Annotated in this window: 27 protein-coding genes, 1 tRNA gene and 1 riboswitch; of the genes, 6 read left to right on the top strand and 22 right to left on the bottom strand. The window is 45.6% G+C overall.

The genetic code is table 11. The features are described 5' to 3' along the window. Nucleotides 1–236: 236 nt before the first annotated feature. The 14 genes from B5F53_RS02670 to B5F53_RS02605 all read right to left on the bottom strand — a co-directional run bounded on the left by B5F53_RS02670 (nucleotide 237) and on the right by B5F53_RS02605 (nucleotide 12,515). A tRNA-Leu gene (locus B5F53_RS02670) sits at nucleotides 237–320 on the bottom strand. Nucleotides 321–431: 111 nt separating this feature from the next. Beyond that, a complete protein-coding gene (locus B5F53_RS02665; protein WP_140398193.1) occupies nucleotides 432–1,331 on the bottom strand; it encodes a hypothetical protein in 900 nt (299 codons plus the stop codon). 26 nt (nucleotides 1,332–1,357) lie between these two features. Next, complete coding sequence (locus tag B5F53_RS02660; RefSeq protein ID WP_087219362.1) at nucleotides 1,358–1,681, bottom strand: AzlD domain-containing protein; 324 nt, start codon at nucleotides 1,679–1,681, stop codon at nucleotides 1,358–1,360. Next, nucleotides 1,671–2,390 (bottom strand): AzlC family ABC transporter permease, encoded by a 720-nt coding sequence (locus B5F53_RS02655; RefSeq protein ID WP_087219359.1) that lies wholly within the window; start codon nucleotides 2,388–2,390, stop codon nucleotides 1,671–1,673. Before B5F53_RS02655 ends, B5F53_RS02660 begins: the two co-directional genes overlap by 11 nt. A 218-nt stretch (nucleotides 2,391–2,608) precedes the next feature. Next, nucleotides 2,609–3,193, bottom strand: coding sequence for a hypothetical protein (locus tag B5F53_RS02650; RefSeq protein WP_087219354.1), 585 nt, complete (start codon nucleotides 3,191–3,193; stop codon nucleotides 2,609–2,611). A 42-nt stretch (nucleotides 3,194–3,235) separates the two neighbouring features. After that, nucleotides 3,236–3,709 carry a hypothetical protein gene (locus B5F53_RS02645; RefSeq protein ID WP_087219351.1) on the bottom strand — a complete coding sequence of 158 codons (474 nt, stop codon included), beginning with the start codon at nucleotides 3,707–3,709 and terminating at the stop codon, nucleotides 3,236–3,238. A 6-nt stretch (nucleotides 3,710–3,715) separates the two neighbouring features. Further along, nucleotides 3,716–4,051 carry a PadR family transcriptional regulator gene (locus B5F53_RS02640; RefSeq protein ID WP_087219348.1) on the bottom strand — a complete coding sequence of 112 codons (336 nt, stop codon included), beginning with the start codon at nucleotides 4,049–4,051 and terminating at the stop codon, nucleotides 3,716–3,718. Nucleotides 4,052–4,341: 290 nt separating this feature from the next. Beyond that, nucleotides 4,342–6,342 (bottom strand): FtsX-like permease family protein, encoded by a 2,001-nt coding sequence (locus B5F53_RS02635; RefSeq protein ID WP_087219345.1) that lies wholly within the window; start codon nucleotides 6,340–6,342, stop codon nucleotides 4,342–4,344. Continuing rightward, nucleotides 6,335–7,102, bottom strand: coding sequence for an ABC transporter ATP-binding protein (locus B5F53_RS02630; protein WP_087219342.1), 768 nt, complete (start codon nucleotides 7,100–7,102; stop codon nucleotides 6,335–6,337). Before B5F53_RS02630 ends, B5F53_RS02635 begins: the two co-directional genes overlap by 8 nt. Nucleotides 7,103–7,172: 70 nt before the next feature. Then, nucleotides 7,173–9,062, bottom strand: a complete 1,890-nt coding sequence (locus B5F53_RS02625; RefSeq protein WP_087219339.1) for an ATP-dependent nuclease — start codon at nucleotides 9,060–9,062, stop codon at nucleotides 7,173–7,175. Nucleotides 9,063–9,073: 11 nt separating this feature from the next. After that, nucleotides 9,074–10,066, bottom strand: a complete 993-nt coding sequence (locus tag B5F53_RS02620) for a sensor histidine kinase (protein WP_087219336.1) — start codon at nucleotides 10,064–10,066, stop codon at nucleotides 9,074–9,076. Next, entirely contained in the window at nucleotides 10,063–10,731 is a 669-nt protein-coding gene (locus tag B5F53_RS02615) for a response regulator transcription factor (RefSeq protein ID WP_087219333.1), read from the bottom strand. The genes B5F53_RS02620 and B5F53_RS02615 overlap by 4 nt, the downstream gene beginning before the upstream one ends. Nucleotides 10,732–10,758: 27 nt before the next feature. Then, nucleotides 10,759–11,187, bottom strand: a complete 429-nt coding sequence (locus B5F53_RS02610) for an ACT domain-containing protein (RefSeq protein ID WP_087219330.1) — start codon at nucleotides 11,185–11,187, stop codon at nucleotides 10,759–10,761. Between the two features lie 17 nt (nucleotides 11,188–11,204). Then, on the bottom strand, nucleotides 11,205–12,515 hold the full coding sequence (locus B5F53_RS02605) for a phenylacetate--CoA ligase family protein (protein WP_087219327.1): 1,311 nt from the start codon (nucleotides 12,513–12,515) through the stop codon (nucleotides 11,205–11,207). A 131-nt stretch (nucleotides 12,516–12,646) separates the two neighbouring features. Between B5F53_RS02605 and B5F53_RS02600 the strand changes: the two genes are divergently transcribed. After that, nucleotides 12,647–13,462: an amidohydrolase family protein gene (locus B5F53_RS02600; protein WP_087219323.1), complete on the top strand. Its 816-nt coding sequence runs from the start codon at nucleotides 12,647–12,649 to the stop codon at nucleotides 13,460–13,462. A gap of 2 nt (nucleotides 13,463–13,464) precedes the next feature. Here B5F53_RS02600 and B5F53_RS02595 read toward each other — a convergent pair whose 3' ends face one another. The 4 genes from B5F53_RS02595 to B5F53_RS02580 all read right to left on the bottom strand — a co-directional run bounded on the left by B5F53_RS02595 (nucleotide 13,465) and on the right by B5F53_RS02580 (nucleotide 16,730). Beyond that, entirely contained in the window at nucleotides 13,465–15,009 is a 1,545-nt protein-coding gene (locus B5F53_RS02595) for a sodium:solute symporter family protein (RefSeq protein ID WP_087219320.1), read from the bottom strand. 161 nt (nucleotides 15,010–15,170) lie between these two features. Continuing rightward, nucleotides 15,171–16,022: an ADP-ribosylglycohydrolase family protein gene (locus tag B5F53_RS02590; protein WP_204246894.1), complete on the bottom strand. Its 852-nt coding sequence runs from the start codon at nucleotides 16,020–16,022 to the stop codon at nucleotides 15,171–15,173. A 69-nt stretch (nucleotides 16,023–16,091) separates the two neighbouring features. Continuing rightward, nucleotides 16,092–16,553: a hypothetical protein gene (locus B5F53_RS02585; RefSeq protein WP_087219317.1), complete on the bottom strand. Its 462-nt coding sequence runs from the start codon at nucleotides 16,551–16,553 to the stop codon at nucleotides 16,092–16,094. 3 nt (nucleotides 16,554–16,556) lie between these two features. Further along, entirely contained in the window at nucleotides 16,557–16,730 is a 174-nt protein-coding gene (locus B5F53_RS02580; protein ID WP_242970213.1) for a DUF3990 domain-containing protein, read from the bottom strand. 221 nt (nucleotides 16,731–16,951) lie between these two features. Beyond that, a riboswitch (FMN riboswitch) is annotated at nucleotides 16,952–17,066 on the top strand. Nucleotides 17,067–17,243: 177 nt separating this feature from the next. Here B5F53_RS02580 and ribD point away from each other — a divergent pair. Genes ribD through ribH form a run of 4 tightly spaced genes read left to right on the top strand, consistent with a single transcriptional unit; the run spans nucleotide 17,244 to nucleotide 20,666 of the window. Continuing rightward, complete coding sequence (gene ribD, locus B5F53_RS02575; RefSeq protein WP_087219311.1) at nucleotides 17,244–18,350, top strand: bifunctional diaminohydroxyphosphoribosylaminopyrimidine deaminase/5-amino-6-(5-phosphoribosylamino)uracil reductase RibD; 1,107 nt, start codon at nucleotides 17,244–17,246, stop codon at nucleotides 18,348–18,350. Further along, nucleotides 18,332–18,973: a riboflavin synthase gene (gene ribE, locus B5F53_RS02570; RefSeq protein ID WP_087219310.1), complete on the top strand. Its 642-nt coding sequence runs from the start codon at nucleotides 18,332–18,334 to the stop codon at nucleotides 18,971–18,973. The genes ribD and ribE overlap by 19 nt, the downstream gene beginning before the upstream one ends. 15 nt (nucleotides 18,974–18,988) lie before the next feature. Continuing rightward, on the top strand, nucleotides 18,989–20,212 hold the full coding sequence (locus B5F53_RS02565) for a bifunctional 3,4-dihydroxy-2-butanone-4-phosphate synthase/GTP cyclohydrolase II (RefSeq protein ID WP_087219307.1): 1,224 nt from the start codon (nucleotides 18,989–18,991) through the stop codon (nucleotides 20,210–20,212). Beyond that, nucleotides 20,199–20,666 carry a 6,7-dimethyl-8-ribityllumazine synthase gene (ribH, locus tag B5F53_RS02560; RefSeq protein ID WP_087219304.1) on the top strand — a complete coding sequence of 156 codons (468 nt, stop codon included), beginning with the start codon at nucleotides 20,199–20,201 and terminating at the stop codon, nucleotides 20,664–20,666. The genes B5F53_RS02565 and ribH overlap by 14 nt, the downstream gene beginning before the upstream one ends. A 15-nt stretch (nucleotides 20,667–20,681) precedes the next feature. Here the strand turns inward: ribH and B5F53_RS02555 are convergent, their stop codons facing one another. From B5F53_RS02555 to B5F53_RS02545, 3 genes are read right to left on the bottom strand one after another with little or no spacing between them, the layout of a single operon-like run. Further along, entirely contained in the window at nucleotides 20,682–21,287 is a 606-nt protein-coding gene (locus B5F53_RS02555) for a TIGR04100 family radical SAM protein (RefSeq protein WP_087219301.1), read from the bottom strand. A gap of 23 nt (nucleotides 21,288–21,310) precedes the next feature. After that, on the bottom strand, nucleotides 21,311–21,865 hold the full coding sequence (locus tag B5F53_RS02550) for a TIGR04002 family protein (RefSeq protein WP_087219298.1): 555 nt from the start codon (nucleotides 21,863–21,865) through the stop codon (nucleotides 21,311–21,313). Further along, nucleotides 21,862–22,743 carry a pyridoxamine kinase gene (locus B5F53_RS02545; protein WP_087219295.1) on the bottom strand — a complete coding sequence of 294 codons (882 nt, stop codon included), beginning with the start codon at nucleotides 22,741–22,743 and terminating at the stop codon, nucleotides 21,862–21,864. The genes B5F53_RS02550 and B5F53_RS02545 overlap by 4 nt, the downstream gene beginning before the upstream one ends. 112 nt (nucleotides 22,744–22,855) lie before the next feature. On the opposite strand from B5F53_RS02545, the gene pdxR reads away from it, so the two are divergent. Further along, complete coding sequence (gene pdxR, locus B5F53_RS02540; protein WP_087219292.1) at nucleotides 22,856–24,181, top strand: MocR-like pyridoxine biosynthesis transcription factor PdxR; 1,326 nt, start codon at nucleotides 22,856–22,858, stop codon at nucleotides 24,179–24,181. Here pdxR and B5F53_RS02535 read toward each other — a convergent pair. Continuing rightward, nucleotides 24,178–26,550 (bottom strand): ribonucleoside triphosphate reductase, encoded by a 2,373-nt coding sequence (locus B5F53_RS02535; protein ID WP_087219289.1) that lies wholly within the window; start codon nucleotides 26,548–26,550, stop codon nucleotides 24,178–24,180. The genes pdxR and B5F53_RS02535 overlap by 4 nt on opposite strands. Nucleotides 26,551–26,636: the final 86 nt, after the last annotated feature.

The raw sequence follows: 26,636 nt of genomic DNA, 5'->3' as shown, positions 1-26,636 counted from the left end.
TTACATATAGTGATTTATTTGCTTTTGTAATTACGCTTTGTGCCGTCATAACTCTTGTTCTGACAGTATTAAACCACAAAAAATAGTGCCCTCGCTCTGGTAAAGTAAGGCACTACTTTTTTAACCTATTTTACCGGCGGTCAGGTGTGCGCTGACCAACGGCTCTCTTGTTAAGTATATTATATGTAAATGCAACTGTTTTTTCAACCCTAACCTTTCTCGCTGCAATAAAAAAGTGCAGGAGATGGGACTTGAACCCACACGATCTTGCGACCACAGGCACCTGAAGCCTGCGCGTCTGCCAATTCCGCCACTCCTGCATTTCTTATTTGTTTCAGCCACTTCGTGACTGCTTGATTATAATACCTTTTTTTCCCTCAGATGTCAATAGGTATTTTCAAATTTTTTCAAAAAATTTGTTTTTTTGCATCCTACCAATAAATTTCCCTTTCAAAAACCTCTCCTGTCTCCATATGAACCGCATATCCGCCCAGGATTTCCGCTTCCATCACAGAGGTTTCTTCTTCCGTTTCTTTATAATAATTTTTATACAGGACAAACCACTGGCTTGTACCGTCATCGGATTTTCTGTCATATACAGCCGTAATGTCATAGGGAACCTGCCGCCCTTCGTATTCTGCAGTCCCCTCTTCTAAGACACTGTAGAAGTTTCCTTTTGCATTATATCCGGGACGGGACATGCTGTAGGTTTCAGACAGCACCGTATCATACAGTACCTGATAACTCCCTTCCGGCGTCTCCAGAGGATTGCTTTCCTGCTCTGTTTTCGCCGACTCATTGGCTCCTTCCTCCTCAGATGGAACAGATGTGGGGTTCGGTGTCGGAGATACAGTGATTTCCGGAACATTTTCCGCTTCTTTGGAAGACACTTTTCGCCTGCCTGCCGTCCTGGCGAAAAGACCAGCCGATCTGCATTCATAAACTTCCGTTTCCCGAAATGTTGCATATCGTACTTCCAGCAGTCCGTTATCCAGTTTCTTCTCCTCGGGGAACATCAAAGCCCCAATAAATAAAAGAAGAAAAAATCCCGCCGCAAGGACCAGCACAGCAATCACCAGAACCACCAGAAGGACTTCCCGAAGTCCTGCTTTTAATTTTTCTATTCCCCATATGAGATACCCCAGTAACGTACCGGCGGGAATCAGATATCCCAGGAAAAGGGCCGTCCATTTCACCCAGGAACGAAATTCCAGTCCTTCTTTCTCCATAAAGACCCCTACCGCCAAATACAAAATAATTCCCGCTCCATAAACAGAGAGAATAAGGAGCAGACGCATCCATGGGGTTTTTTTTTCTTTTTTATAGGGCATCCCTCCCCGTTTTTTCGGCTGTCCGTTTACAGACATCCTGCCAGTTGAAGAAGTCTCTCTGCCACAAACACTGCTGCACAGGCACACAGCGCCACTGTAATCATGCTCTTTTCCAGGTAGGCCGTCACAAGAGCAGTAATCAGTCCGGCAACTGCAGAAATCACACTGGACGTGGCCGTCAGAATCGCCGGAAACGTCATGGCCGCCAGACACGCATAGGGTACGTAAAACAAAAAAGATTTCAGGAAGGGACTTGTGATTTCCTTCCTGGCCAGTACCAGCGGAAGCACGCGAATCAGATAGGTGACAACTGCCATCACCGCTATATAAACATAAATATCAGGACTCAACCTTTACTCCCTCCTCTTCCTGTACCGGACGCAGCCATGCAGCGGCTCCTGCCGTTACTAAAGTCACAATAATAATTACAAATCCGGAAGATACTTCCTTTAACACCGGCAGAACAGAGAACAGGCCGCTAAACGCCATAGCTCCTGTCACCACTGCCAGAATTGCCCGGTTTGTCTTTGAAGGCGGTATAATAATCGCCATAAACATTCCGTATATAGCAACGCTGAGGGCGCTCATCATAAAGTCCGGAAGTAAGTTGCCGGAAATGGCTCCCGCCAGAGTCCCCAGGGTCCATCCGGGAATGGCCACACACATCGCTCCATAATTATAATAGGGACTGATTCTTCCCTTCTGACTGGCGCTGATGCCGAAAATCTCATCTGTTACCCCAAAGGCCGTCACGAAGCGATGCCTGTTTTTCATATTCTTTTCAAATTTCTGAGACAGGGAAAAAGACATCAGGCAGTACCTCAGATTAATAATCAGCTGGGTCAGCACCATTTCCCAACAGGATCCTCCCGCCAGAATAATATCCAGACCGGCAAACTGCCCCGCCGATGTCAGATTCGTAAGGGAGATTAAAACTGCCTGGCCGATACTTAAGCCCCCTGCCACTGCCATCATCCCAAAGGTAAAGGAGACGGCAAAATATCCAAGGGCAATAGGAATCCCGTCTTTCGCCCCTCTTTTAAAATTCTCTTTTTTCACAATCTTCGACTCCTCTCGTGCAAAAGAGATTGTAACACCAACACTTCCTTCGTGCAACTATCTTTCAAGAACAGGCAAACAACAAAATTAAAGATATAGATAAAACGAGGGTACCGCTTCATCCGTTGATGTTTACGATACCCTCCGAACACTTTCAGTTTTTTACATAGGTTTTAGTTCTTAAATATATTGCTAAATGTGCATTAAATCTATCTGATTTATTTTAATGTTATGTATTTAGTTGATGATACTACACCGCTGGAAGGAGTTAGCCCTGCTGGTGCTTCAATTATTCCATAGTATGCTACATGATATGTTCCACCAGACTTTAAATTATATCTGATGTTAGCAACTGTAACTTGAGAACTTCCATATCTGGTATTTGCCATTTCACTTACAACGCTGCCGCCGCTATCATACGCAATAGCAGATAAATATAAAGACGGACAAGCTTCTGTCGCACTAATTGTCCCCGAATAAGATAATGTTCCTTTGGAAGGGGATGATTGATCTGTGCTTAACGATGCCCCAAATGTAGGATACCATGATCTTGCATCAGGATCTGATGCTTCAAAAGTACTCTGACCATTTTCTGTTAAATCAATAAAGTTTATAGCATCAAACTGTTCTCTTTGTTCTTCTGAATAATTATAATACGTTTCCGGATCCGTATTCTTCATTACGTCTCCCAATGACGTATTTTCCGTAATTCTAAAATCTTCCGTCCCATTAGATGCTAATACATTTACTGAGCTGCTTAGCATTAATACCGCCATCAAAATTACACCAATTATTTTTTTCATTTTATTCCTCCTTTCTATTGCCCCTCAGACTTAAACACACATTTAGCCCATATATTTTCTCTTTAATACACTTCGTATTATAAACAGAGCTATAATTAAAATAATTAAAACTATCAAACCGCTTATTTGAACTGGAAACATTAAAGGACTGGCAAAAAAGTAAGCCGATGCATCTTGATGTTCATATACAAAACGTAAAATTTTATATTGCTTAACAAACATAGAACCAAATGTTAATATTACAATAACAAACGCTAGAATATTTGCATATTTACATCCATTGTAAACATTTAAAATCATCCGATTTACCAGCAAATTCTTTTCAGACAAATACACATTTATTTCTTCCGCGACCTCTTCCGGTTCACCCATTTCACTGATTATGCTTTCTATATCCATCCCCTCTTCTTTTTTTTCGATAACCAGCTCCAAAAAACTTTTATATAGTTCTTTTTTTCTTTTCCCCCCACACATGACATGTTTAAATACATTCCTAACATACTTTTTTTCTGTCAATATTTTTCATCTCCCCAAAACAGAAGACATATCTTCTACAAACATATCCCATATTTTTAATAATTCTTCCAGTTGGATTTTTCCTTTTTTTGTAATATTATATATTTTTTTTACTTTTGATTTTTTTTCGTCAACCGCTAAATTAAACTCTATACATTCATTATCAAGCAATCGGTATAATCTTGGATACAAAGTCCCTTCTTTTAATGATTCAAAAATTTGTGAACTTCTCTTAATTTCTTGTAGTAATTCATATCCATGACATGGTTTCTGTGTCAGCATATTAAGAATAATAATATCCAGCATCCCCCGCTTAATCTGTTTTTCAAATTCATTAACCATTTCTTCTCCGCTTAGTATTTAGTCTAACTAAATACTAGCACATATGAATCTGCTAGTCAATGTAAAATACATACCAATTTTCATTATTTCTAATTATTTTCTTTTTAAAACAGCCTTGCATTTTGCGATTATATATCAGGCATATAATTTTTGATTCTGATATTTCCAACCATTGCTATAGATGCTGCAAAAAGAAAAATGGCTACCCTCATAAATTAAGGGAATAGCCACTTTTTCTTTTTTTACTATCAAAGATAGAATTTTAGAAAGTTAACATTTATAAATCAACTTCAATTCACAATCCGGTAATAGGTTCTGGCCGTAATCCAGTAAATAATCCCGTACACCAGGGCAAACACCAGTATGGTTCCCAATGTGCAGACAATATACAGGGAGGTCTGGTACAGGTTCATAAGAGCCAACAGCCTCTTTACCAGCGGAAACGCAGCCGCCATATGAAGCACGGCCATTCCCAATGGAAGGAAAAACACCATCCAGACCTGTCTGCGAATGGACTGGTGAACCTCTTTTTTATCCATCCCCACCTTCTGCATAATCTGGAAACGTTCCCGATCCTCATATCCCTCCGAAACCTGTTTATAATAAATAATCAAAGCAGTGGCAAGAAGGAATAAAAGCCCCAGAAAACTTCCTAAAAAGAAAAGCCCTCCATAGATAATGCGAAACAGTTTCTCGCTGTCCTGCCGACATTCTACATAATAATGCCCGTTTCCCTCTGCACTTATCACAGGAGAAATCCTCTCTTTCATCCCTGCAGTTAAAATACGGAAGTCCTGGATTTTCTCCTCATCGGTTCCTTCCAGATCAACTCCCATCTGCAGAGTAATTCCTTCCGCGTACGCCGGATCCTGGCCGTTTACAATCCTGTTAAAATCCGGTTCGGTTACAATCAGAAAATACATATCCATCGTCCCAATCAACACGCCCCGATAGGGAGCCTCTTTCAGCGTTCCCACAATCCGGAAAGTCTGATCTTCTATCGTAACCGATTCTCTCTCCTGTCCCTTGCCATCTGTAAAAAACAGAACCTCACCCTCTTTCAGAGATACCTTTTTCCCGCTGAGATTTTCATACTGTTCTGCAGTCAGCAGATTTAACATCCTGGACCCTGTCAGAGCTTCTTTTCCGTTTTTCTTGTCCGCCCATTCCAGTTTTCCCTCGGTTTCAATCACCACGTTGGTAAAAGTCTGATACTCCTGAACATTTTTATAGGAAATATGGTTTTCCTTCAGCAGGCGGTATACCTCGTTTCGGACAGTTTCCCGTTCCTGAGCAGTCCCGCCATTAAAGGTCATCTGCAGCTCCCTGGCAAATCTGGCGTCTGTTATCTGATTAAGCCCCACATACAGACATACTGTGGCAGACACCATCAGAAGGACCGCTGTGCTTAAAATACAGATGCTTGCCAGCCCCGCCGCATTCTGCTTCATCCGGTAGATGAGTCCGGAAACGCTGGCGAAGTTTCTGGTCTTATAATAGAAGGACTTTCTTTTCTTCAAAAAAGTCAGCAGGGCAATACTTCCGGCCATAAACAGAAAATACGTTCCGACTGTCACCAGCAGAACTGCCAGAAAGAAGACCGCCATGGCCGCCAGAGGGGATTTTGTGGTTATGGCCAGATAATAGCCGCTGCCTGTGCACAGTATCCCCACAACTGCCAAAGCCCAACGGGCTTTCGGCATTTTTTCTCCGGCTCTCTGGCTGTTTAACAGTTCCATGGGACTGGTCATCTGAATTCTTCTGCAGTTGTCCAGCAAAATAAGAAGAAAGACAGCTCCAAACAGACAGAGACAGGAAGTAATCCCCTTTCCGGATATATAAAAACCGAATACCACCGGCAGTCGTAAGATTTTCAGAAATATAAGCAGCATCAGCTTGCTTCCTGCAATTCCCGCCGCACATCCTCCTGCCAGACTGAGCGCTGCTGCAATCAGACTCTCTGAAAACAGTATCCTCCGGATGTGTTTTTTCTCCAGTCCCAGGATATTGTATAAGGCCAGTTCTTTTTTTCTCTGCTTCATCACAAATTGGTTGCTGTATATTAAAAAGATAAAAGAGAAAATCCCGATGACCACACTTCCCAGCGCCAGCAGGCTGCGAATGTCATCGCCCCCTTCCATCTTATCAATCTCTTTGTTCCAGGTAAGAAAATGCATCATGTAAAACATGGCGGCGGCGCAGATACAGGTAAGCAGATAGGGGAGATACACCCTCTTGTTCTTCCAGATATTCCTTATAGCCATCCGGCTGTAAAATCCTCTTCTATTCATGATACTCACCGCCTGTCGCAAGGATGGTCAGGGTATTGGAAATCTGCTGGTACATCTGCTGTCCGCTGCGGTCTCCCCGGTAAATCTGATGGAAGACCTCCCCGTCTTTAATAAACAGAACCCGGCTGGCATGACTGGCCGCCTGGGTACTGTGGGTAACCATTAAGATGGTCTGTCCCTGCCGGTTAATCTCCCCGAACATATCCAGCAGCTGTCCTGCCGAGCGGGAATCCAGGGAACCTGTGGGTTCATCTGCAAGCACCAGCCTGGGACTTGTGATCAGCGCCCTGGCAACCGCCGTTCTCTGCTGCTGTCCTCCGGAAATCTCATAAGGATATTTCTCCAGAATCTCCTGCAGACCAAGCTGTCTGGCAAGAGGACGGATCTTCTGCTCCATTTCCCGGTAATCCTCTCCGGCCAGAACCAGAGGAAGATAAATATTATCCCGGACGCTGAAATTATCCAGCAGATTAAAATCCTGAAAAACGAAACCCAGATTTTTACGGCGGAAGGCGGAAATCTCTTTCTCCTTTAGTCCCATAAGACTTTTTCCCTCCAGCAGGACATTCCCTCCGGTGGGTTTATCCAGGGCTGCCAGAATATTTAAAAGGGTGGTCTTTCCAGAGCCGGATTCCCCCATAATCGCCACATACTCTCCCTCTTCCACAGAAAAGTTCACCTTGGTCAGCGCCTGCACTTTATTTCCGCCGAAACGGGTACTGTAAATCTTTTTTACATTCTGTACTTCCAGTAATGCCATTTTTCAACCTCTTTTCTTCTTTTCTGGTTTCAGTATAAAAAAGAAAAGGCGCCGCTGCCATAATTTCAGCTTACAATTTGCGGGGCATCCTTACATTTTCGTAAGACTCTTCTTTTACCCGGTTCTCAAAATAGATAAACCGCTCAATCCCTTCCAGAATATCCTGAAATTCTTCCCTGGGAGCCAAATCCAGATAGCGGCTTAAAAGCTCCTCCTCTTCCTCCCGGTATCTTCCATAGAAAATATCGAACAGATTATGACCCCGCAGATACTGTTTAATTTCCTCCATATGAGCCTTTACATCTTCTGTGGTTTCCAAATCCCGGCCCAGGACTTCCTGTAAATGCCTCCCACTTCTCAGCTTATGGAGATACTCTTTCCACTTTTCCAGGAAAATTTCATAGAAGGCTTCCTCCTTAGGCAGAATCCCCAGCCTGGCCATAATCTCTGGATTTAGGAAATAATTTTCAAAGGAATAATATTTCAGAATCAGCACGTTTTTCTCCGTTACCCGCACCAGGCCGTCTGCGTCTTCCGCTCTGCGGTCCTCATAATATTTACAGAGCTGTTTTTTCAGTTCCCGGGGATCCTTTCCGTCCCCGTCCCGAATCATCAGGAAACGGTCTTTTAAGTAAATCTGATTCATATACTTCAGATTTGCATAGGTTTTAATATTGGTACAGCTGTTGGTGGAGAGAATCGCCACCCGGAACAGTTTCCCGTCTTCTTTATAAACTTCGGAATAATACTTTCTTAAAAGCAGGGGCAGACGGTTCTTATCCTGTTTCCCTTCCACAATAAATACAAAGTCCACATTCATTAAGTCCCCTGCCGTATATCCCAGATCTCTTAAAATCAGGCTGATGTCCGTTTTTTTGCGAACCTGGGAGTATCCCTCCTCATCCACGTAAATCTGCCGTATCTGCCGGGAATTAAAATCCGGAAGCAGGTTGGGCGAGTGGGTGGAAAATATAACCTGATTCCTTCTGGAAATCCGATAGAGAATTTCTTCAGATACTTTCTGCATCTGAGGATGGAGAAAAATCTCCGGCTCTTCTACCAGCACAATCCCCGGATTGCCGTTTTCCCCCTGGGCATGGGCTTCCAGAAGGGACAGCATATAAATGCTCCGCATTCCCTTCCCCATATGTTCCACCGGTCTTTTCTCTTTTCTTCCCGGTTCCACAAGCTCTGCCCGTACGGAAAGCATCCTTTCCACATCGTGATTCATGGAATAACAGATTTCTCCCGTCCCGCCGTTTCGCCGGAAAATCTCATTGACCTTTTCAGAAAAACCGTCCAGATTCCGCTGATAGAGTTTGTAATCCAGAAGTTTGGCCGCTTCCAGCACATTTAAGTCCTCCGGCTGTTTCCGGTTAATCAGACCGATACAGGAAAAACAATAGCTGCAGTTTCTGGAACGATCAAACATGCAGCAGCCGGAACGCATCTGCTTTAAAAGATCATCTTCCTGTAAAAGCAGCAGATCCTTCTGAAAAGAGGCCAGGTTTCTCTGAATATCAATGTAATATAAAGAAGGAAGTACTTTGGAAATATAAGGATTTTGTTTCTTATAGCCGTCCGACAGGCGGATTCTGCCTTCCCGGTTTGCCACAAATTCATAACAGAGTCTCCCGTTCTGAAAAGAAGGAAGCTTCTTTTTAAAGTCTTTCAGCCAGACTTCATACCTGCGGTAGGAACTGACCTGTCCCATCAGATGAAAACGCCGCAGTTCTTCCTCCGTAATCTCCAGCCACACCTGAATTTCAATATTGGCATAATTTTCATGGAAATCTTCCGCTCTGACTTCCCGGTTTCCCAGGGCAACCCGTATGGCGTCCAGCACTGCCGTCTTCCCTGTATTATTCTTTCCCACCAGGATTAAGGCGTTTTCAATCTGTTCCAGATGCATTTCCTTAATGGATTTGAAATTTCGAATCCACAGCTCTTTTATCTGCATACCTGTTCCCCCTATATCATTTCCAGTTTCTTTTGCCGTAAGTCCAGATAAACTTTTGTTCCCTTGGAGACTTCTGAATCAATCCAGATCCCGTGTCCCAGTTTATCCATAATCTTCTTTACCAGGTACAAGCCGATTCCGGTAGCCTTTTTATCCGTTCTCCCGTTTCTTCCCGTATATCCCTTCTCGAAAATGCGGGGCAGATCTTCTTTCTCAATTCCGATCCCGGTATCCTCTATAACCAGAATTTCATCCTCCAGATAAATGGAGATCTGCCCTTTTCCTGTATACTTTAATCCGTTGGATAAAATCTGCTCCAGAACAAATACCAGCCATTTTTCATCGGTCAGAACCTGAGCGGACACCGGTTCATAGTTCAGAGAAATCTTCTTGCTGATGAACATCTTGGCGTACTTTTTTACTGCCTGGCGGATCATGGAATCCAGATCCTGCTCCTTTAACAGCCAGTCCCCTCCCAGACTTTCTGTTCTTAAATAACCGGTCACCATTTCCACATAAGATTCAATTTTAAACAGTTCCAGAGACAGATCCTGCCTTTGTTTCGGATCTGCGTCCTCCAGCAAAAGCCCCATGGCCGCAATGGGCGTCTTAATCTGATGTACCCACATAGAATAGTAATCATTCAGATCATCGTAACGGTTTCCCTGCTCTTCCTGCAGTTTTTTCCGAATCTGCTCCATCTTTATCAGAATCTCCTGATAACGCTCTTCAATCTTATTTTCCGCTTCCGGAAATTCAGCCAGATACTCATCCAGGGCAGATTTCAGGTATTTTAACTGTTCCGTCTTTCGGCAGAAAGAGGGAAAGCCTGCCAGCAGGATCCCTCCTGTAAACAGAATCCACAGAAAAGTCTGATACAGTACCGTTTCTGCCGCTTCTCCATACAGCCACCCCACGAATGCATAAATAACAACCCCCAAAAAGACAAAAAGGAATATCTGTCTTTTCATCCACAGATATTCCCCCAGCATTTTCCTTTTCATACCAGATAACCGACTCCCTTTTTCGTCTGAATAAATTCCTTCATTCCTATAGTTTCCAGTTTTCTGCGCAGTCTCGTCACATTTACTGTCAGGGTATTGTCATCAATAAAGCTGTCGCTTTCCCATAGTTTTTCCATAATGGTCTCCCTGGAAACCACATTTCCGTGATTTTCCATTAAAAGTTTTAAAATCCGGAATTCGTTTTTTGTCAGTTCCAGATTTTCCCCCTGGTAAAACAACGAACCGTCGCTCAGATTCAGAATCGCGCCTTTATGTTCCACAAGGGACGCCGGATTTCCGAAGGAATATGCCCTTCTCAGCATCGCCTGCACCTTGGCAACCAAAACCTGCATATCAAAGGGCTTAGCCACAAAATCATCCGCTCCCCTGGTCATGGCCATTACCATATTCATCTGGTCAGAGGCCGAAGAAATGAAAATCACTGGTATCTGAGAAATCTTCCGTATCTCTTCGCACCAGTGAAATCCATTATAAAAGGGCAGAGATAAATCCAAAAGGACCAGGTGGGGCTGAAACCGGGCGAAGCAGGTCATAACCTGACGAAAATCGTCGGCACATTCCACCTCTAAGCCCCACGCTGATAATTGTTTCTGAATACTCCGGGCGATGACTGAATCATCTTCCACAATCAATATTTTATACATTGGATTCTCCGCTTATTTACTCTGCTTTTATCCGTTTAATTCTTCTATATCCGTCAGAATATGAAAACCTTTTCTCTTTAAGATACTTTCCGATTCAAAAATATCTTCCGTATACAGGATAACTACCGGTATCTGGTGTTTTCTTCTGAAAGAAGTATAGGTGTAGTTAATGCTGATATTGCTGTCTGCCAGAGTATCTAAAAGTCCGTCCAGGCCTCCCAGTTCATCTTCCAGCTCCACAGCGATTACATCGCAGATTTTCGTCACACAGCCTTTGGCGGTCAGAACGCTTTTTACTTCTTTCGGCTTATCGGCAATCATACGGAAGATGCAGAATTCCGGTGTGTCAAAACATGCAAAGGCATGAATATTCACTTTCTTTTCATGAAGCGCCGCTGTAACGTCACGCAGGCTTCCCGGTTTGTTTTCCACAAATACTGCTACCTGTTTAATCATTGTCTATTTCCTCCATTCTACAGACCGTCTCCTCTTAAATCTGTTACTCGTTTTGCTTTTCCTTCAAATCTCTGCAGACTCATAGGTCCTACAATCTTCAATACCGCATCCAGTCCCAGAAGAGCCTTCAGATTCTTGCGCACCCTGCTTTCCAGCTCCCTTAATTTGGAATAGGAATCCAACAGTCGGTCGTCAACCAGTTCCACCGTAATGGTCATAACATCCAGACGATTCTTTCTTTCTACTACAATTTCATAATGAGGTCCGATTTCCGGAATCTTCAGAAGCACTTCCTCCACCTGTGTCGGGAAGACATTTACTCCTCTGATTACCAGCATATCGTCGGAACGTCCTGAAAGATTTTCCATTCTGCAGGTGGTTCTGCCGCAGGCGCAGGGCTCGTACATCAGGCGGGACAAATCCTTGGTTCTGTACCGGATTAACGGCAGAGCCTCTTTTCCAAGGCAGGTCACTACCAGTTCCCCTTTGCTTCCCGGGGGAAGAACTTCTCCCGTTTCCGGATCAATAATCTCCGGAATAAACCAGTCCTCATTAATATGCATTCCATTTAACTGTTCACATTCTCCGGCTACACCCGGTCCGCACAGTTCGCTCATTCCGTAATTCTGGGTACATAAGAACTGATCGCCCCAGATACGGTGCATTTCATCCCGCATGGGTTCTGTCATGCCTTCGCCGCCGAACAGGCCGATGTGTATCTTCAGATCTTCTTTGGGATCCAGTCCCATAGAACGAATCACTTCCCCCACATGGAGCGCATAGGAAGGAGTCGCTACTAAAAGAGTCGTTCCCAGATCCTGCATGAACATAATCTGCTTCTTGGTATTTCCGGAGGAAGTGGGAATTACCGACGCCCCGATATTTTCCAGCCCCGCATGAAGACCCTGGGCTCCTGTAAAGGTGCCGTATCCGAATGCAATCTGGGCAATGTCCTCGCTGGAGGCCCCTCCCATACAGGCAATACGGGAAACGTTATTGGTCCATACCCGCATATCATTTCTGGTATATCCCACGACTGTAGGCTTTCCGGTGGTTCCGGAAGAAGCGTGGAAACGTACCAGTTCTTTCTTGGGAACTGCGAAAAGTCCCATAGGATAATTATCCCGGAAATCGGATTTATTGGTAAAGGGAAGCTTCTGCAAATCGGACAGCTTCTGAATATCTGCAGGTTTTATTCCAACCGCGTCCATCTTCCTGCGGTAAGGCTCTACTTTTTCATAAATATAGGAAACCGTCTCCTTCAGCTTACGAAGCTGGATACACTCGATTTCCTCTCTGGAATAGGTTTCTTCTTTTGCCCAAATCATCTTTTTACCTCCTTAGGCATCATTTTTTATTATAGCACTAATGTTCCTATATTGAAAGTCAAAATCAAACACGTTATAATGATACGAGCACGAATACATGGAATCCAAATAAAAAACGTGAGGTGTTTCTTATGATCATTGATTTTCATACCCATATATTTCCCGATAAAATTGCACAGGCTGCCATTCATAAACTGGCTTCTCTGATTCAGCTTGAACCGTCCATGAACGGAACGGCCGACGGCCTTCACCGCTCCATGGAAGATGCCGGCGTAGATGTCAGCGTAGTGCTTCCTCCGGTAACGGATCCGCACCAGTATGCTTCCATTACCCGGTTTGCCTGCTTTTTAAACGAACAGGCCCAAAAGGCTTCTCCCGATTCCCCCCGGGTAATCTCCTTTGCAGGAATGCACCCGGACTGTTCGGATTATTCCGAAAAGCTGAAAGAAATCAAATCCCTTGGATTTGCAGGAATTAAAATTCATCCGGACTATCAGGATGCCCTTTTTAACGACATTCGTTATAAAAGAATTCTCTATAAGGCCACAGAGCTGGATCTGGCCTGCGTCACCCATACCGGCTTCGACGTCTACTCCCCTAATCTGATTCACTGTACCGTGGATATGATTCTGGAAGTACTGGAAGACGTCCATCCGTCCAGACTGGTTCTGGCCCATATGGGAAATAATCAACATCTGGATGAAGTGGAAGAAAAGCTCATTGGAAAAGACGTCTATTTTGATACGGCCTTTACCATCACCGATGCAGATCCTGCCCAGCTTACCCGGATGATCCAAAACCATGGGGCCGATAAAATTCTCTTCGGCACAGACGCTCCCTGGACCAGTCAGAAGGAAGCAGTAAAACGGCTTTCCTCTCTTCCCCTTACCGAAGAAGAGAAAGAGAAAATCCTCTGGAAAAACGCCGCTTCCCTGCTTCATCTTTAAACTTATTCTTCGTCCAGTTCCTTTTCCGGAAGAGCGATCTTCAGCTTAACGGATACCGGTTCATCATAGCAGGCAAAGATGGAGTCCATATGCTGCTTTTCCGGCTTCGGAGTCAGAACGCTTACCACAGGTACAATTACCAGTCCCGCCACCATTGCTATGGCTCCCGCATTAATAGGAGAAGCAATAAAATGCAGGAACATATTGGAAACGGTGATGCCTACGCCTGCTGCAAAGCTTGCCCATACAGCTGCTTTCGTCACCCGTTTCCAGAACAGGCCGTATAAGAAAGGCGCCAGGAAGGCTCCCGCTAACGCACCCCAGGAAATTCCCATTAACTGGGCGATAAAAGTTGGCGGATCCAGGGCAAGAATTACGGAAATAATAATGAAAAATACAATCAAAATTCTGGTAATCAGAAGCTGCTTCTTATCACTTAAATCCTTCATCAGATTTCCCTTAATGAAATCCAGAGTTAACGTAGAGCTGGATGTAAGAACCAGGGAAGACAGGGTGGACATGGAAGCGGAAAGTACCAGAATCACCACAATTCCGATTAATACATCGGGAAGGGTAGACAGCATGGAAGGAATAATTCCGTCGTAAATAATGGAGCCGTCTTCTGCATAAATTCCCGGATTATCAAACAGTCTTCCGAATCCGCCCAGGAAATAACAGCCTCCGGAAATAATAACCGCAAAAATGGTGGAAATCACTGTTCCGGTATTGACTGCTTTTTCGTTGCGGATGGTATAAAACTTATGTACCATCTGGGGCAGTCCCCAGGTACCCAGAGAAGTTAAGATAACCACACCCATCAGGTTTACCGGATCGGGACCGAAAAAGGAAGTAAAGGCTCCCTGCTGTCCCAGAGTTACCGGCACGTCGCTGGGAATCTCAGAGAGGCTTCTGACCGCCTGCATAAATCCTCCCTGGCCGTTTAAGACAGCCAGAATCACTGCCACAATTCCTGCCAGCATAATAATTCCCTGAATAAAGTCGTTGATTGCCGTAGCCATATAACCGCCCAGGATCACATATACACCTGTTAAAGTAGCCATTAAAATTACGCAGACTGCGTAAGGCACATCAAAGGCCATCCCGAAAAGCCGGGACAGTCCGTTATACAAAGAAGCCGTATACGGAATCAGAAATATAAATACAATGGCCGAAGCAGCAATTCTGAGAGCATTGCTGTCATATCTTTTACCGAAAAAGTCCGGCATGGTAGCCGCTTTTAAATGATGAGTCATAATTCTTGTCCGCCGTCCCAGAACTACCCAGGCCAGCAAACTGCCCAAAACAGCATTTCCCAGGCCGACCCAGGTGGAAGCTAATCCGTATTTCCATCCAAACTGCCCGGCATATCCTACAAATACCACTGCGGAAAAATAAGACGTACCATAGGCAAAAGCCGTAAGCCAGGGGCCTACCGACCTGCCTCCCAAAACAAAATCATTCATGCTTGTCGCATGCTTTCTGGAATAAATCCCTACTCCCACCATCACACTGAAAAACAGGAGGAGCATTATCAGTTTCACTGCCATTTTCTAATCTCCTTCTTACAATACTTTCGCAGTTTAAAGTGTAACGCTTTTAACTGCTAAAATACAGTATAACAGGAAACCTTAAATTGTCAATTCTTTTATTACAATTTCTTTTGCTCATAAAACAGCAGACAGCCGATTTTCATCAACTGTCTGCAAAATCATGCCCTCGCATCTGTATATTCTTCAAATTTATCAATGATCCCCTTCATAAAATAGTCAAAAAATGTCAGGGCTGCTTCTTCCAGCTTTTGGGGCACCCCATAATACGATCCTGCGATGCTTCCGCAGATGGCGGCAATTGTGTCGCTGTCCCCGCCAATAGAGATTGCATTTCGGACTGCATCCTCAAAATCCAAAGACTCAAAGAAAGCCTCCAGCGCCTGAGGAACAGACCCCTGACACGAAACATCAAATCTGTAATTTTTACGGATACTGTCCAGGGTAAAGTCTATACGGTAATACTCCCTCTCAATCACTTCCCTGATTTCCTCCCGGCTTTTTCCTGCTTTGGCCAGGTAAACCGCTGTTGCTGTAGCTTCTGCCCCTTTGAGGGCCTCGGGATGATTATGGGTAATTTCCGTAACGGTTCTGGAAAAGCTTTTGGCTTCACTGAGGCTTTTTGCTGCCTGTCCGCAGGGCCCCACCCTCATAGCCGCTCCATTCCCATAGCTTCCATAGGGTTGGGGATTATCTGAAAAAATCCAATTGTAAAATCGTCCTCCGTATCCGGCCTCAGGGTACCGGCGGCCCAGCTGCTGCATACTGTTTGCGGCATTTTCAGCAAGACCGGCAAAAGAAGGCGCACTTTCCATAAGCCCTTTGGCCACGGCAACGGACATAACAGAATCATCCGTAAAGAAACACTTTTCTGTTATTAAATGATAGTCTTTCTTCTTTTTATAATTGCGAAACTCAAATCTGGATCCTGCAATATCTCCTATCACTGCCCCAAGAAGAGCTGACTTCTTTCTGTCTTTTTTATCCATTTCCTGTAACTGTTTCCTAATCATATGTTACCCTTTCCATACAACACAAAGAGACAGACCTGCTTTCGCTTTCCCTGCAGCGCAGAATGTTTTTTACAGCATTTTGTTCTCTGAATAACAGGCATATATATAAGACGGATTTTCGTAATACACACTGCTGTTGTAATCGTCAATTTTTTCACTGATGAAAGAGCTGTAAACACTTTGCAGCGCATCTATAACCGGTATTTTTTCCACTTCCGAAACTTTTTTAATTAGCCGTTTATACACTTTTCCAATATCCCAGTGAGTAGGGATTGCATACCTGCATTCTCCCACATTATCAAAATTTCCTGTTGTAATATGCGCTTCGTCAATAAAGTCCTGACTGACCCTGTCGATATTATCGCTATGGTAGACATCTGCTAAGTCGTAAATTTTCTCAATCCGCTGTCTGCCCAGCATTTTTACCACATCTGCTCTTGTATTTTTACTTTTTCGCGCTATATAGTCTATGAGACTGCATGTAAAAAACAAATCATTATCTTTTAAACTTTCCCTTCCTTTTCTTTTCATCTTTTATCTGACCTCCTCATACCCTCTGTATCTAAGACATTTTAGCGCTTCTTCTGTGCAGAAATGCTCTTTAATGATAGTACAATAAAATCCCGTGCCAAAATCTTTCGTATAATGCCCTTTGCGAATCTCCGGGATCTGCACAGGCAGATAACTTCCATGATATACTGTCAACATTCTTACATCCTCCCTTACAAAATATTTCCTCCGGATGAAAGCCGTATCTGTTTCAGCAAATTCTAAGGCCATTATATCAATAGAAAGGATCTCTTACAAGCGTCATCCGTCCTGTTCTCTGTTTTTCTCTCCATTAAGAATTTAATTTCCGAAAATACTCAAAATATTCCTATTGTATTGACACTTTCTTTCATTTTAACTATAATAGTTTTTAAATAAAAGAGAATCTTCAGGGCAGGGTGCAATTCCCTACCGGTGGTACAGCCCACGAGCCGCAAGGCATGATTCGGTGAAACTCCGAAGCCGACAGTAAAGTCTGGATGAAAGAAGATTGGAAAATACGGAATTCGATTTTTGTTTTCTGCCCTGAAATGATTTTCATTTCAGGGTGTTTTTTTATATCTAGGATTAAGGTGTCAAAAGCCTCTTCTGTTTTGCCAAGTATAGAAAAAAAGAGCGGCTTTTGACACCATGTCTAGGAAAATTTGAAAACCCAGGAAAGGATGTGATTATTTGAACGATTCTGATTATATGCAGGAAGCTCTGCACCTGGCCAGAAAGGGCGAAGGATGGGTCAATCCCAATCCCATGGTAGGCGCTGTCCTGGTAAAAAACAAAAAGATCATCGGGAAAGGCTGTCATGAAAAATTCGGCGGACTCCATGCGGAACGAAACGCTCTGGCAAACGCTTCTGAATCCCCCGAAGGCAGCACCCTCTATGTGACTTTAGAACCCTGCTGTCATTACGGAAAAACCCCGCCCTGCACTGAGGCAATTTTGCAAAGCGGTATCCAGAGAGTCGTCATCGGTACTCTGGATCCCAATCCTCTGGTAGCCGGCAAAGGGGCGCAGATTCTCCGTTCTGCAGGCATTCAGGTGGATGTGGGAATTCTGGAGGAAGAATGCCGGGATCTTATCCGCATTTTTTCCCATTTTATAACCACCCAGAAGCCTTACGTAATTATGAAATATGCCATGACCATGGACGGGAAAACAGCCGCATATACCGGACGTTCCCGATGGATTACCGGGGAGGCGGCCCGGGCCCATGTCCATCAGCTCCGTCATAACTGCATGGGCATTATGGTGGGCGTCAACACCGTACTGCAGGATGATCCCCTGCTGACCTGTCGTCTGGAACAGGGGAAAAATCCCATTCGGATTGTTGCCGATACCCATCTGCGCACGCCTCTGTCCTCCCGGATTGTTCAGACGGCCTCACAGGTTCCTGTGATCCTGGCTACCTGCCAGAAGGATCCTTCCCGGCTCTCCCCCTATCGGGACGCCGGATGCACCGTCTTAACCATAAAAGAAGAACAGGGACATCTGAGTATCCCCGATCTTATGGAAGCCCTTGGAAAACAGAAAATTGACAGCATTCTCCTGGAGGGCGGAGGTACTTTAAACTGGGGGATGCTGAAGAACCATGCGGTTCATCGCATCTGCACCTACATTGCCCCCATGCTGCTGGGCGGAAACACCGGCAAAACCCCGGTAGGAGGTCTTGGATTTGAAGCCCCGGATCAGGCAGTCCGCCTGACTTCGCCGAAAATTACTCCGTACGGGGAAGATTTCTTATTTGAAAGTGAGGTAATCTATCCATGTTCACAGGAATCATAGAAGAACTGGGAAGCCTGAAGACCATCCGGCCTCAGAAAAATGCCCTGCGCTTAACCATCGCTGCCAAGAAGATTCTGGAAGATATTCACCTGGGCGACAGCATCGCGGTAAACGGCATCTGCCTGACGGTGGTTGATTTTCACTCTGATAGTTTTTCCGCAGATGTCATGCAGGAGACCCTCTTACGGACTTCCCTCTCCCAACTGAAACCGGGAAGCCCTGTGAATCTGGAGCGGGCCATGGCTCTGGGCGGAAGATTCGGAGGACATATTGTCTCCGGCCATATTGACGGCACAGGCACCATAACCCGGATACACAAAGACGGAATCGCCGTCTGGTATACCATCCAGGCCGCTCCTTCCATTTTAAAATACATTGTGGAGAAAGGATCCGTGGCTCTGGACGGAATCAGCCTGACGGTGGCCTCCGTCTCCCAGGATTCTTTCCAGGTATCGGTTATCCCCCATACTCTGGAAAATACCATACTGCCCCGGAAAAACGTCCGGGATCTCATAAATATCGAAAACGACTGTATAGGAAAATACGTGGAAAAACTGCTGAAGAACGAAGAACAGACCCCAAAGGGCATCACCCGGGAATTCCTGCTTCGTTCCGGCTTTTAACAGGAGGTACTCTAAATGAATTTCGATGCTTTAAAACAGGCCTTTGAAGATCTAAAACAGGGAAAACTGGTTTTAGTCACAGACGATGAGGACCGGGAAAACGAGGGGGATTTAATCTGCGCCTCTCAGTTTGCCACAACCGAAAATGTTAATTTTATGGCAACCCATGCCAAAGGACTGATCTGTATGCCTATGACGGAACAGATTGCCCAAAGGCTTCAGTTCCCCCAGATGGTCTCTCACAATACAGACAATCACGAAACAGCTTTTACGGTCTCCGTGGACCATCAGTCCACTACCACCGGTATTTCTGCCGAGGAACGGGGAGTCACAGCCCGTATGTGTGCCGATGAGACATCCTCCCCTCAGGACTTTCGGCGTCCCGGACATATGTTCCCGCTGATCGCAAAGGAAAACGGCGTCCTGGAGCGAAACGGCCATACCGAGGCCACCGTAGATCTCCTTCGTTTATGCGGTCTGGCTCCCTGCGGTCTTTGCTGTGAAATCATGAAAGAAGACGGAACCATGATGCGAAGGGAAGAGCTGAATACCTTTGCGAAACACTGGAACTTAACCATGATTACTATCCGCCAGATCCAGGAGTACCGTAAGATTCACGATTCTCTGGTGGAATGCGCCGCCACAACAAAAATGCCTACCAGATACGGCGACTTCCGCTCCTACTGCTATGTAAATAAATTAAACGGCGAACACCACATTGCTCTGGTAAAAGGAGAAATTGGAGACGGGGAAAACGTCCTCTGCCGGGTGCACTCCGAATGTCTGACCGGAGACGTTTTCGGTTCCCTTCGCTGCGACTGCGGACAGCAGTTGGAATCCGCCCTGAAACAGATTTCCAGAGAAGGCCGGGGCATCTTGCTGTATATGCGTCAGGAAGGCCGGGGCATCGGTCTGGTCAACAAGTTAAAAGCCTATGAACTTCAGGAACAGGGAATGGATACCCTGCAGGCCAATCTGGCTCTGGGCTTTAAGGGAGATCTCCGGGAATATTATATCGGCGCCCAGATTTTAAGAGATCTGGGAGTGAAAACCCTGCGTCTTCTGACCAACAATCCGGACAAAGTTTACCAGCTGGAAGATTACGGCATTCAGATTCTGCAGAGGGTGCCCATCCAGATGGAAGCAAACTCCCATGACATTTTTTACTTAAGAACAAAACAGAAAAAAATGGGACATATCTTAAATTATAAGGAGGAAACTAAACATGAAACTGTATGAAGGAGCACTTGTATCAGAAAATATTAAAATCGGAATTGTAGCCGCCCGATTTAATGAATTTATTACGTCCAAGCTTCTGGACGGCGCCCTGGACGCTTTAAAGAGAATGGGTGTGGAAGATTCTCAGATTGAGGTAGCCTGGGTTCCGGGAGCCTTTGAAATCCCCCTCATTGCATCAAAAATGGCTGCCAGTAAACGTTATGACGCCGTAATCTGCCTGGGCGCTGTTATCCGCGGCAGCACCAGCCACTACGATTATGTCTGCAATGAGGTTTCCAAGGGAATCGCTCAGACCTCTCTTTCCACCGGCGTTCCCGTTCTGTTCGGCATTCTCACCACAGAAAATATCGAACAGGCCATTGAACGGGCCGGAACAAAAGCAGGAAACAAAGGCTTTGACTGTGCACAAAGCGCGGTAGAGATGGTAAATCTCATCCGCGCTCTGGAACAGTAAACTTATTTAAAAATGTTATTCGGAATACTGGCGGACCCGGAAGGGAACTCCCAGAGAGTCTGCCAGTTTCCGGCATTTCTCAATGGCTTCTTCCCCAATAACGCTGACTACGGTAAAGCGCACGTCATCCAGGTATTTCCGGCAGTCCTGTGCAAACTTCAGCATGGCGTCAAAAGATTTTTCTCCGTAGGCAGGTCTTACCACTTCGTTATAAGATTTGGCGTCCGGCGTATTCATGCTGATAGAGATGCTGTCCACCGCCTCGCAAAGTTCTTTTGCAATGGAACGCTTATGAATCAAGTCTCCCAGTCCGTTGGTGTTTACTCTGACATGAAATCCATATTTTTCTTTTATATAATGGCTAACTGCAATCAAATTATCCAGCGCCATAACCGGCTCTCCGTAGCCGCAGAATACAACCCCTGTACATCCGGTAAAATCATAGGCGTCAATGGCCTGATAAATCTCTTCCAGAGAAGGTTCTTTTGACAGCCAGAGATTCTCTGCATCTCCTATGGCGTCTTCCGTATTCCGGATACAGAAGGTACACCGACACGGACATTTATTGGTAATATTTAAATAGACATTGTCTTTATAACGGTAAATAATATCTGACATCATTTCTCTCCCTTTCCGTCTTATTATCAGTCTCTCAGACTGAATTTGTTTTTAAAAGATAACCGATCCAAAGCCAGACCGAAAATCAGAAATACTACGGCGCTTCCTCCCGACTGTACCACGCTTCCGGCAATAGAAACAAGAAAAGCCGTCTTGAAACCAAACATCAGCCCTTCTGCCAGGAAGTACCCGGTACCGGAAATCAGAAAAGCCAGAAACAGCGCGATCACATTTCTCCTGGTTACAATCCGGTTTCCCTTACTGGAAAACGGCAGTACAATCAACATTTTAATAATCACTGTGGCCGGAGCCCATACCGGAGAGGTGAGAAGATCCGCCAGACCGCCGCCAATGGCTCCTGCCGCCATGGCATAAGGCATGGGTAAAATAGCCGCTGCAATATAAATCATGGCGTCGCCCATGTGGACATATCCGCCGTTTCCCCCCACGGGGATATGGAAAATATAAGCGGTCATTAAGGTAGTCAAAGCCGCCATCAGTCCGGTGACTGCCAGACGCCGGATGGTCAGCGCTTCTCTCTCTGATGCTCTTACTCTTGTGGAAATTTCGCTGGTTTTCATTTTAAGTCCTCCTTTTCCTTCCATAATTTATATAAATAAGGTTCAAAACAGATTCCCTCATTGGGATCCGTCCCTTCCTCCACTGCCTGTTGGATTCCTTCCCTCAGAAACGCCACCGCTTTCTTGGCACAGGTCTCCAGGCTCTCGCCTTTGACCGTTCCTGCGCTGATAACGGAGGCAAACAGATCTCCGGTTCCTGAATATCCGCCGCCGTACATAGGCGAAGACACCAGGGAAAATGTCTCTCCTTCCAGAATCAGATTATGGACTTCTCTTTTTCCCTCTTTTTCTGTGACGATTCCGGTAATCACCAGTCCTTTCAGAGAGAACTTACGGGCCAGACGAACTGCCGCCTGCCGGACTTCCCGGAAATAATCGTCTCTCTCCATAATCTGCATATCTTCATAAAGGCTTCGCATTCCTTCGGATCCTTCCAGAAGGATAAGCGCCTCCGTAAGATTGGGGGTAATCACATCGGCCTTCTCTGCCAGACGCCGCATCTGTTCTGCCAGAGATTCCGTATAGGTCTTATAGGTTTTTCCGTGATCCCCCATCACCGGATCCACAATCAGTTTTGTCTGAGGGCCTGCAAACTTTTCATAAAACTTCAATATAATTTCCACCTGCCTGGTGCTGCCCAGAAATCCTGTATAAATCCCATCAGGACGAAAACCCGCCTTTTTCCACTGCTTTGTATAGGCTTCCATCCGCTCCGTATAGTCGTCCCAGTAGTAGCTGTCAAATCCTGTCTGATTGCTCAAAATAGCCGTAGGCAGGGGGCAGGCCTGCACGCCCATGGCCGAGATAACGGGAATGGCCGCCGTGAGGGAACATTTTCCCAATCCGGATAAATCATTAATTACTGCAATTTTCTTCATTTTTCTCTTCCTGTCATTTCTGCTTGTTATTTTCTTTCTTTTCGGATAGAATAGCATTAAAGTGGATTTGTGAAAATATCCAAAATTAATAAATTTTAAGGGGACAGTTTAAATGCCAAAACTTACATCCGACTCGGAACATCTTTATATGCAGGTTTACCACTATTATCAGAAGCGGATTCTGGACGGTTCCTTTCCGCCTGAAATGAAGATGCCCTCTCTGCGCCGCTGCGCCCAGGAACTGGAATTAAGCCGTACTACGGTGGAATCCGCCTACCTTCAGCTTGCCGCTGACGGCTATATCATCTCCCGCCCTCAGAGCGGCTATTACGTTACGGAGATTGCCCAGAGGCCCGTATCTGCACCCTCCCGTGCCAGCGCGCCTCAGATTCCCGTCCGCTTTGATTTCGCCTCCTCCGGGGTAGACCGGGAGAGCTTTCGTTTCGATCTCTGGCGCCGCTATTTAAAAAGCGCCCTGCGCCAGGACGAGCGGCTTTTAACTTACGGGGAACCTCAGGGGGAACGGGATTTCAGGGAAACTCTGGCCGATTATGTAAAGAAACAGCGGAACATTCTTTGTGAACCGGAAGATATTGTGGTGGGAGCCGGCGTCCAGAGCCTTTTGCATATTCTCTGTCCCCTTCTGCGCACCAAAAAAACCGTTTCCTTTCCTACCAGATCCTTCCTTCAGGGAATATCTGTATTTCAGGATTACGGTTTTGAAGTCTTTTACCGGAATAAAAACTGTGATCTTATTTATGTAACCCCCGCCCATATGACCAAATGGGGGGAAATTATGCCCGTCTCCCGCCGGTTGGAATTGATTCATCATGCCCAGAGACAGGGCAGTCTGATTCTGGAAGACGATTTTGAAAATGAATTTGTCTATCTGCAGAAACCTACTCCCTCCCTGCACAGCCTGGACGGGGGCCGGCATGTGGTTTACATCGGCTCTTTCTCACGGCTTTTGCTGCCTTCCATCCGTATCAGCTTTATGATCCTGCCCCGTCCCCTCTCCCGGGCCTATCAGAAAGTGGCCTTCCACTATAACCAGACGGCGTCCAAGGCAGAGCAGATTGCCCTGACTCAGTTTATCCGGGACGGCCATCTGGCCTCCCAGACCCGCAGACTGCGCCGCCTCTACAGCGCGAAGTTAAAGGGACTTCTGGAGGCGGTAACCGATACCTTCGGCACAGAAGTTCCTCTGCAGATCGGTTCCGCAGGCACCAGCATTGCCCTGAGTCTTCCTAAAAAAGAGGACCCCCAGGGGTCCCCTTCTGACTTCCCGGCCTTTGCCGGGGAACATGGAATCCGGATAGAAACGCTCTCTCAGGATTCGGATTTTATTACCCTGCTTCTTTCCTGCTCCGCCATGCCTCTGGAAGACTTTCCTTCTGCATGCCGGGCTTTAAAAGAAGTATGGGAACTGTATGTTTAATCCTCTTTTTCTTCCACGTATCGCTGGATATTAGATGCATTTACATACTTCTTCGGTTTTCCGTCTTCCATAACAATTAAGGTAGGCGCCTGCATCACCCCGAATTTTTTCACCAGCTCGGGGTTTTCCTCTGCATCAATCAGCTCATACTCTTCTCCCTGCAGCATCTGCTTTGCCATCCGGCAGTTGGGGCAGGTACTGGTGGTAAACAGATATTTCATGGACGGAACCGGTTCGATTTTCACCTCTTCCCGGGAAATGGTCACCCGGCTGGCCGCCACCTTCTTTATCTGGGAATGCTCCACATCATAGAGAGTACGGTTTTTGTACTCCTGTATTTTACCGTCGTTCCAGTTCTGAACCGGACGGTAATAACCGGTAATCCGGCTGTAAACCTCTGCAGGCTTTCCGCAGTGGGGACAGGTAAAATGCTCTCCGCTTAAATATCCGTGGGTTTTGCATACGGAGTAAGTGGGAGAAATGGTATAGTACGGCAGGCGGTAATTCTCTGCAATCTTACGAACCAGGGAGGCAGCCGCCCTCCAGTCCGGAAGTTTCTCACCGATAAAACCGTGGAATACGGTTCCCGAGGTATACAGGGTCTGCAGATCGTCCTGAATATCCAGCGCGTCAAATATATCTGCCGTATAATCCACCGGAAGATGGGAGCTGTTGGTATAATAAGGCGTATCGCCCTCTTTACCGGCGGTAATGATTTCCGGCCAGCGTTTCTTATCATGTTTGGCCAGACGGTAAGTGGTAGACTCTGCCGGCGTAGCTTCCAGGTTAAACAGCTCTCCTTCATACATCTCCTGATAATCGGAAAGTCTCTCCCGCATGTGGTTTAATACATCTTTGGTAAATTCCTGGCACTTCTTATGGGTCATATCACATCTCAGCCATCTGGCGTTTAAGCCCACTTCATTCATGCCAATCAGACCGATGGTGGAAAAATGATTGTCAAAGCTTCCCAGGTACCGCTTCGTATACGGATACAGACCTTCATTGAGAAGTTTCGTAATTACTTCTCTCTTGATATGAAGGGAACGGGCGGATATATCCATCATGTGATCCAAACGCCTGTAGAACTCTTCCGGTGTGTTGGAAAGATAGGCGATTCTGGGCATATTAATGGTTACAACGCCTACAGAACCGGTACTTTCTCCGGATCCGAAGAATCCTCCTGATTTCTTTCTCAATTCTCTCAGATCCAGGCGGAGACGGCAGCACATACTGCGGATGTCGCTGGGCTCCATATCGCTGTTAATATAATTGGAGAAATACGGCGTTCCGTATTTGGCTGTCATCTCAAATAACAGTTTGTTGTTTTCACTGTCGGACCAGTCAAAATCCCTGGTAATGGAATAGGTTGGAATGGGATACTGGAATCCCCGTCCGTTGGCGTCTCCCTCAATCATTGTCTCAATAAACGCCCGGTTGACCATATCCATCTCTTTTTTACAGTCTTTGTATTTAAAATCCATTTCTTTGCCGCCCACAATGGCAGGAAGTTCCGCCAGATCATTGGGAACGGTCCAGTCCAGAGTAATATTGGAAAACGGCGCCTGGGTTCCCCAGCGGCTGGGGGTATTCACTCCGTAAATAAAGGACTCAATACATTTCTTCACTTCCTGGTAAGACAGATTGTCTGCCTTGACGAAAGGAGCCAGATACGTATCGAAGGAGGAGAATGCCTGGGCTCCGGCCCACTCATTCTGCATAATTCCCAAAAAGTTTACCATCTGGTTGCATAACACGCTCAGATGTCTGGCCGGAGAGGAAGTGATTTTTCCTTCGATTCCCCCCAGTCCTTCCTGGATAAGCTGTTTTAAAGACCAGCCTGCACAGTATCCTGTAAGCATGGACAAATCGTGGATATGCAGATCGGCGTTGCGGTGAGCCTCTGCAATCTCACTGTCATAAATTTCCGAAAGCCAGTAATTGGCCGTAATGGCTCCGGAGTTGCTTAAGATCAGACCTCCCACCGAATAGGTAACGGTGGAATTTTCCTTTACTCTCCAGTCTTCCACCTTCACATAGCTGTTTACAATTTCCTTATAATCCACAATGGTGGATTTCATATTACGGACTTTCTCTCTCTGTTTCCGGTATAAAATATAGGCTTTTGCCACATCTGCATAGCCGCACTGGATCAGCACATTTTCCACACTGTCCTGAATGTCCTCTACTGTAATCCGGTTATCCGTAATTTTATCCTGAAAGTCAGCGGTCACCCGCAGTCCCAGCATTTCCATCATATCGCTGCTGTAATTTTTCTCTTTTGCACGAAATGCCTTCTCAATTGCCGCTGTAATCTTTTTCATTTCGAATTGGGCTACTTCCCCGTCTCTCTTTTCCACCTGGAACATTTTGCTGCCTCCCTTTTCTTTTCTTTATACGTGCAGACTTATTGTATCAAATCCCTGCAGATACGTCAACGCAAAAATACCACATA

This window comes from Blautia sp. An249, from assembly GCF_002159835.1.
Taxonomy (GTDB): domain Bacteria; phylum Bacillota; class Clostridia; order Lachnospirales; family Lachnospiraceae; genus Blautia_A; species Blautia_A avistercoris.
The sequence above is the reverse complement of the archived record's forward strand: the minus strand, read 5'-3'. Positions and strand labels throughout refer to the sequence as shown.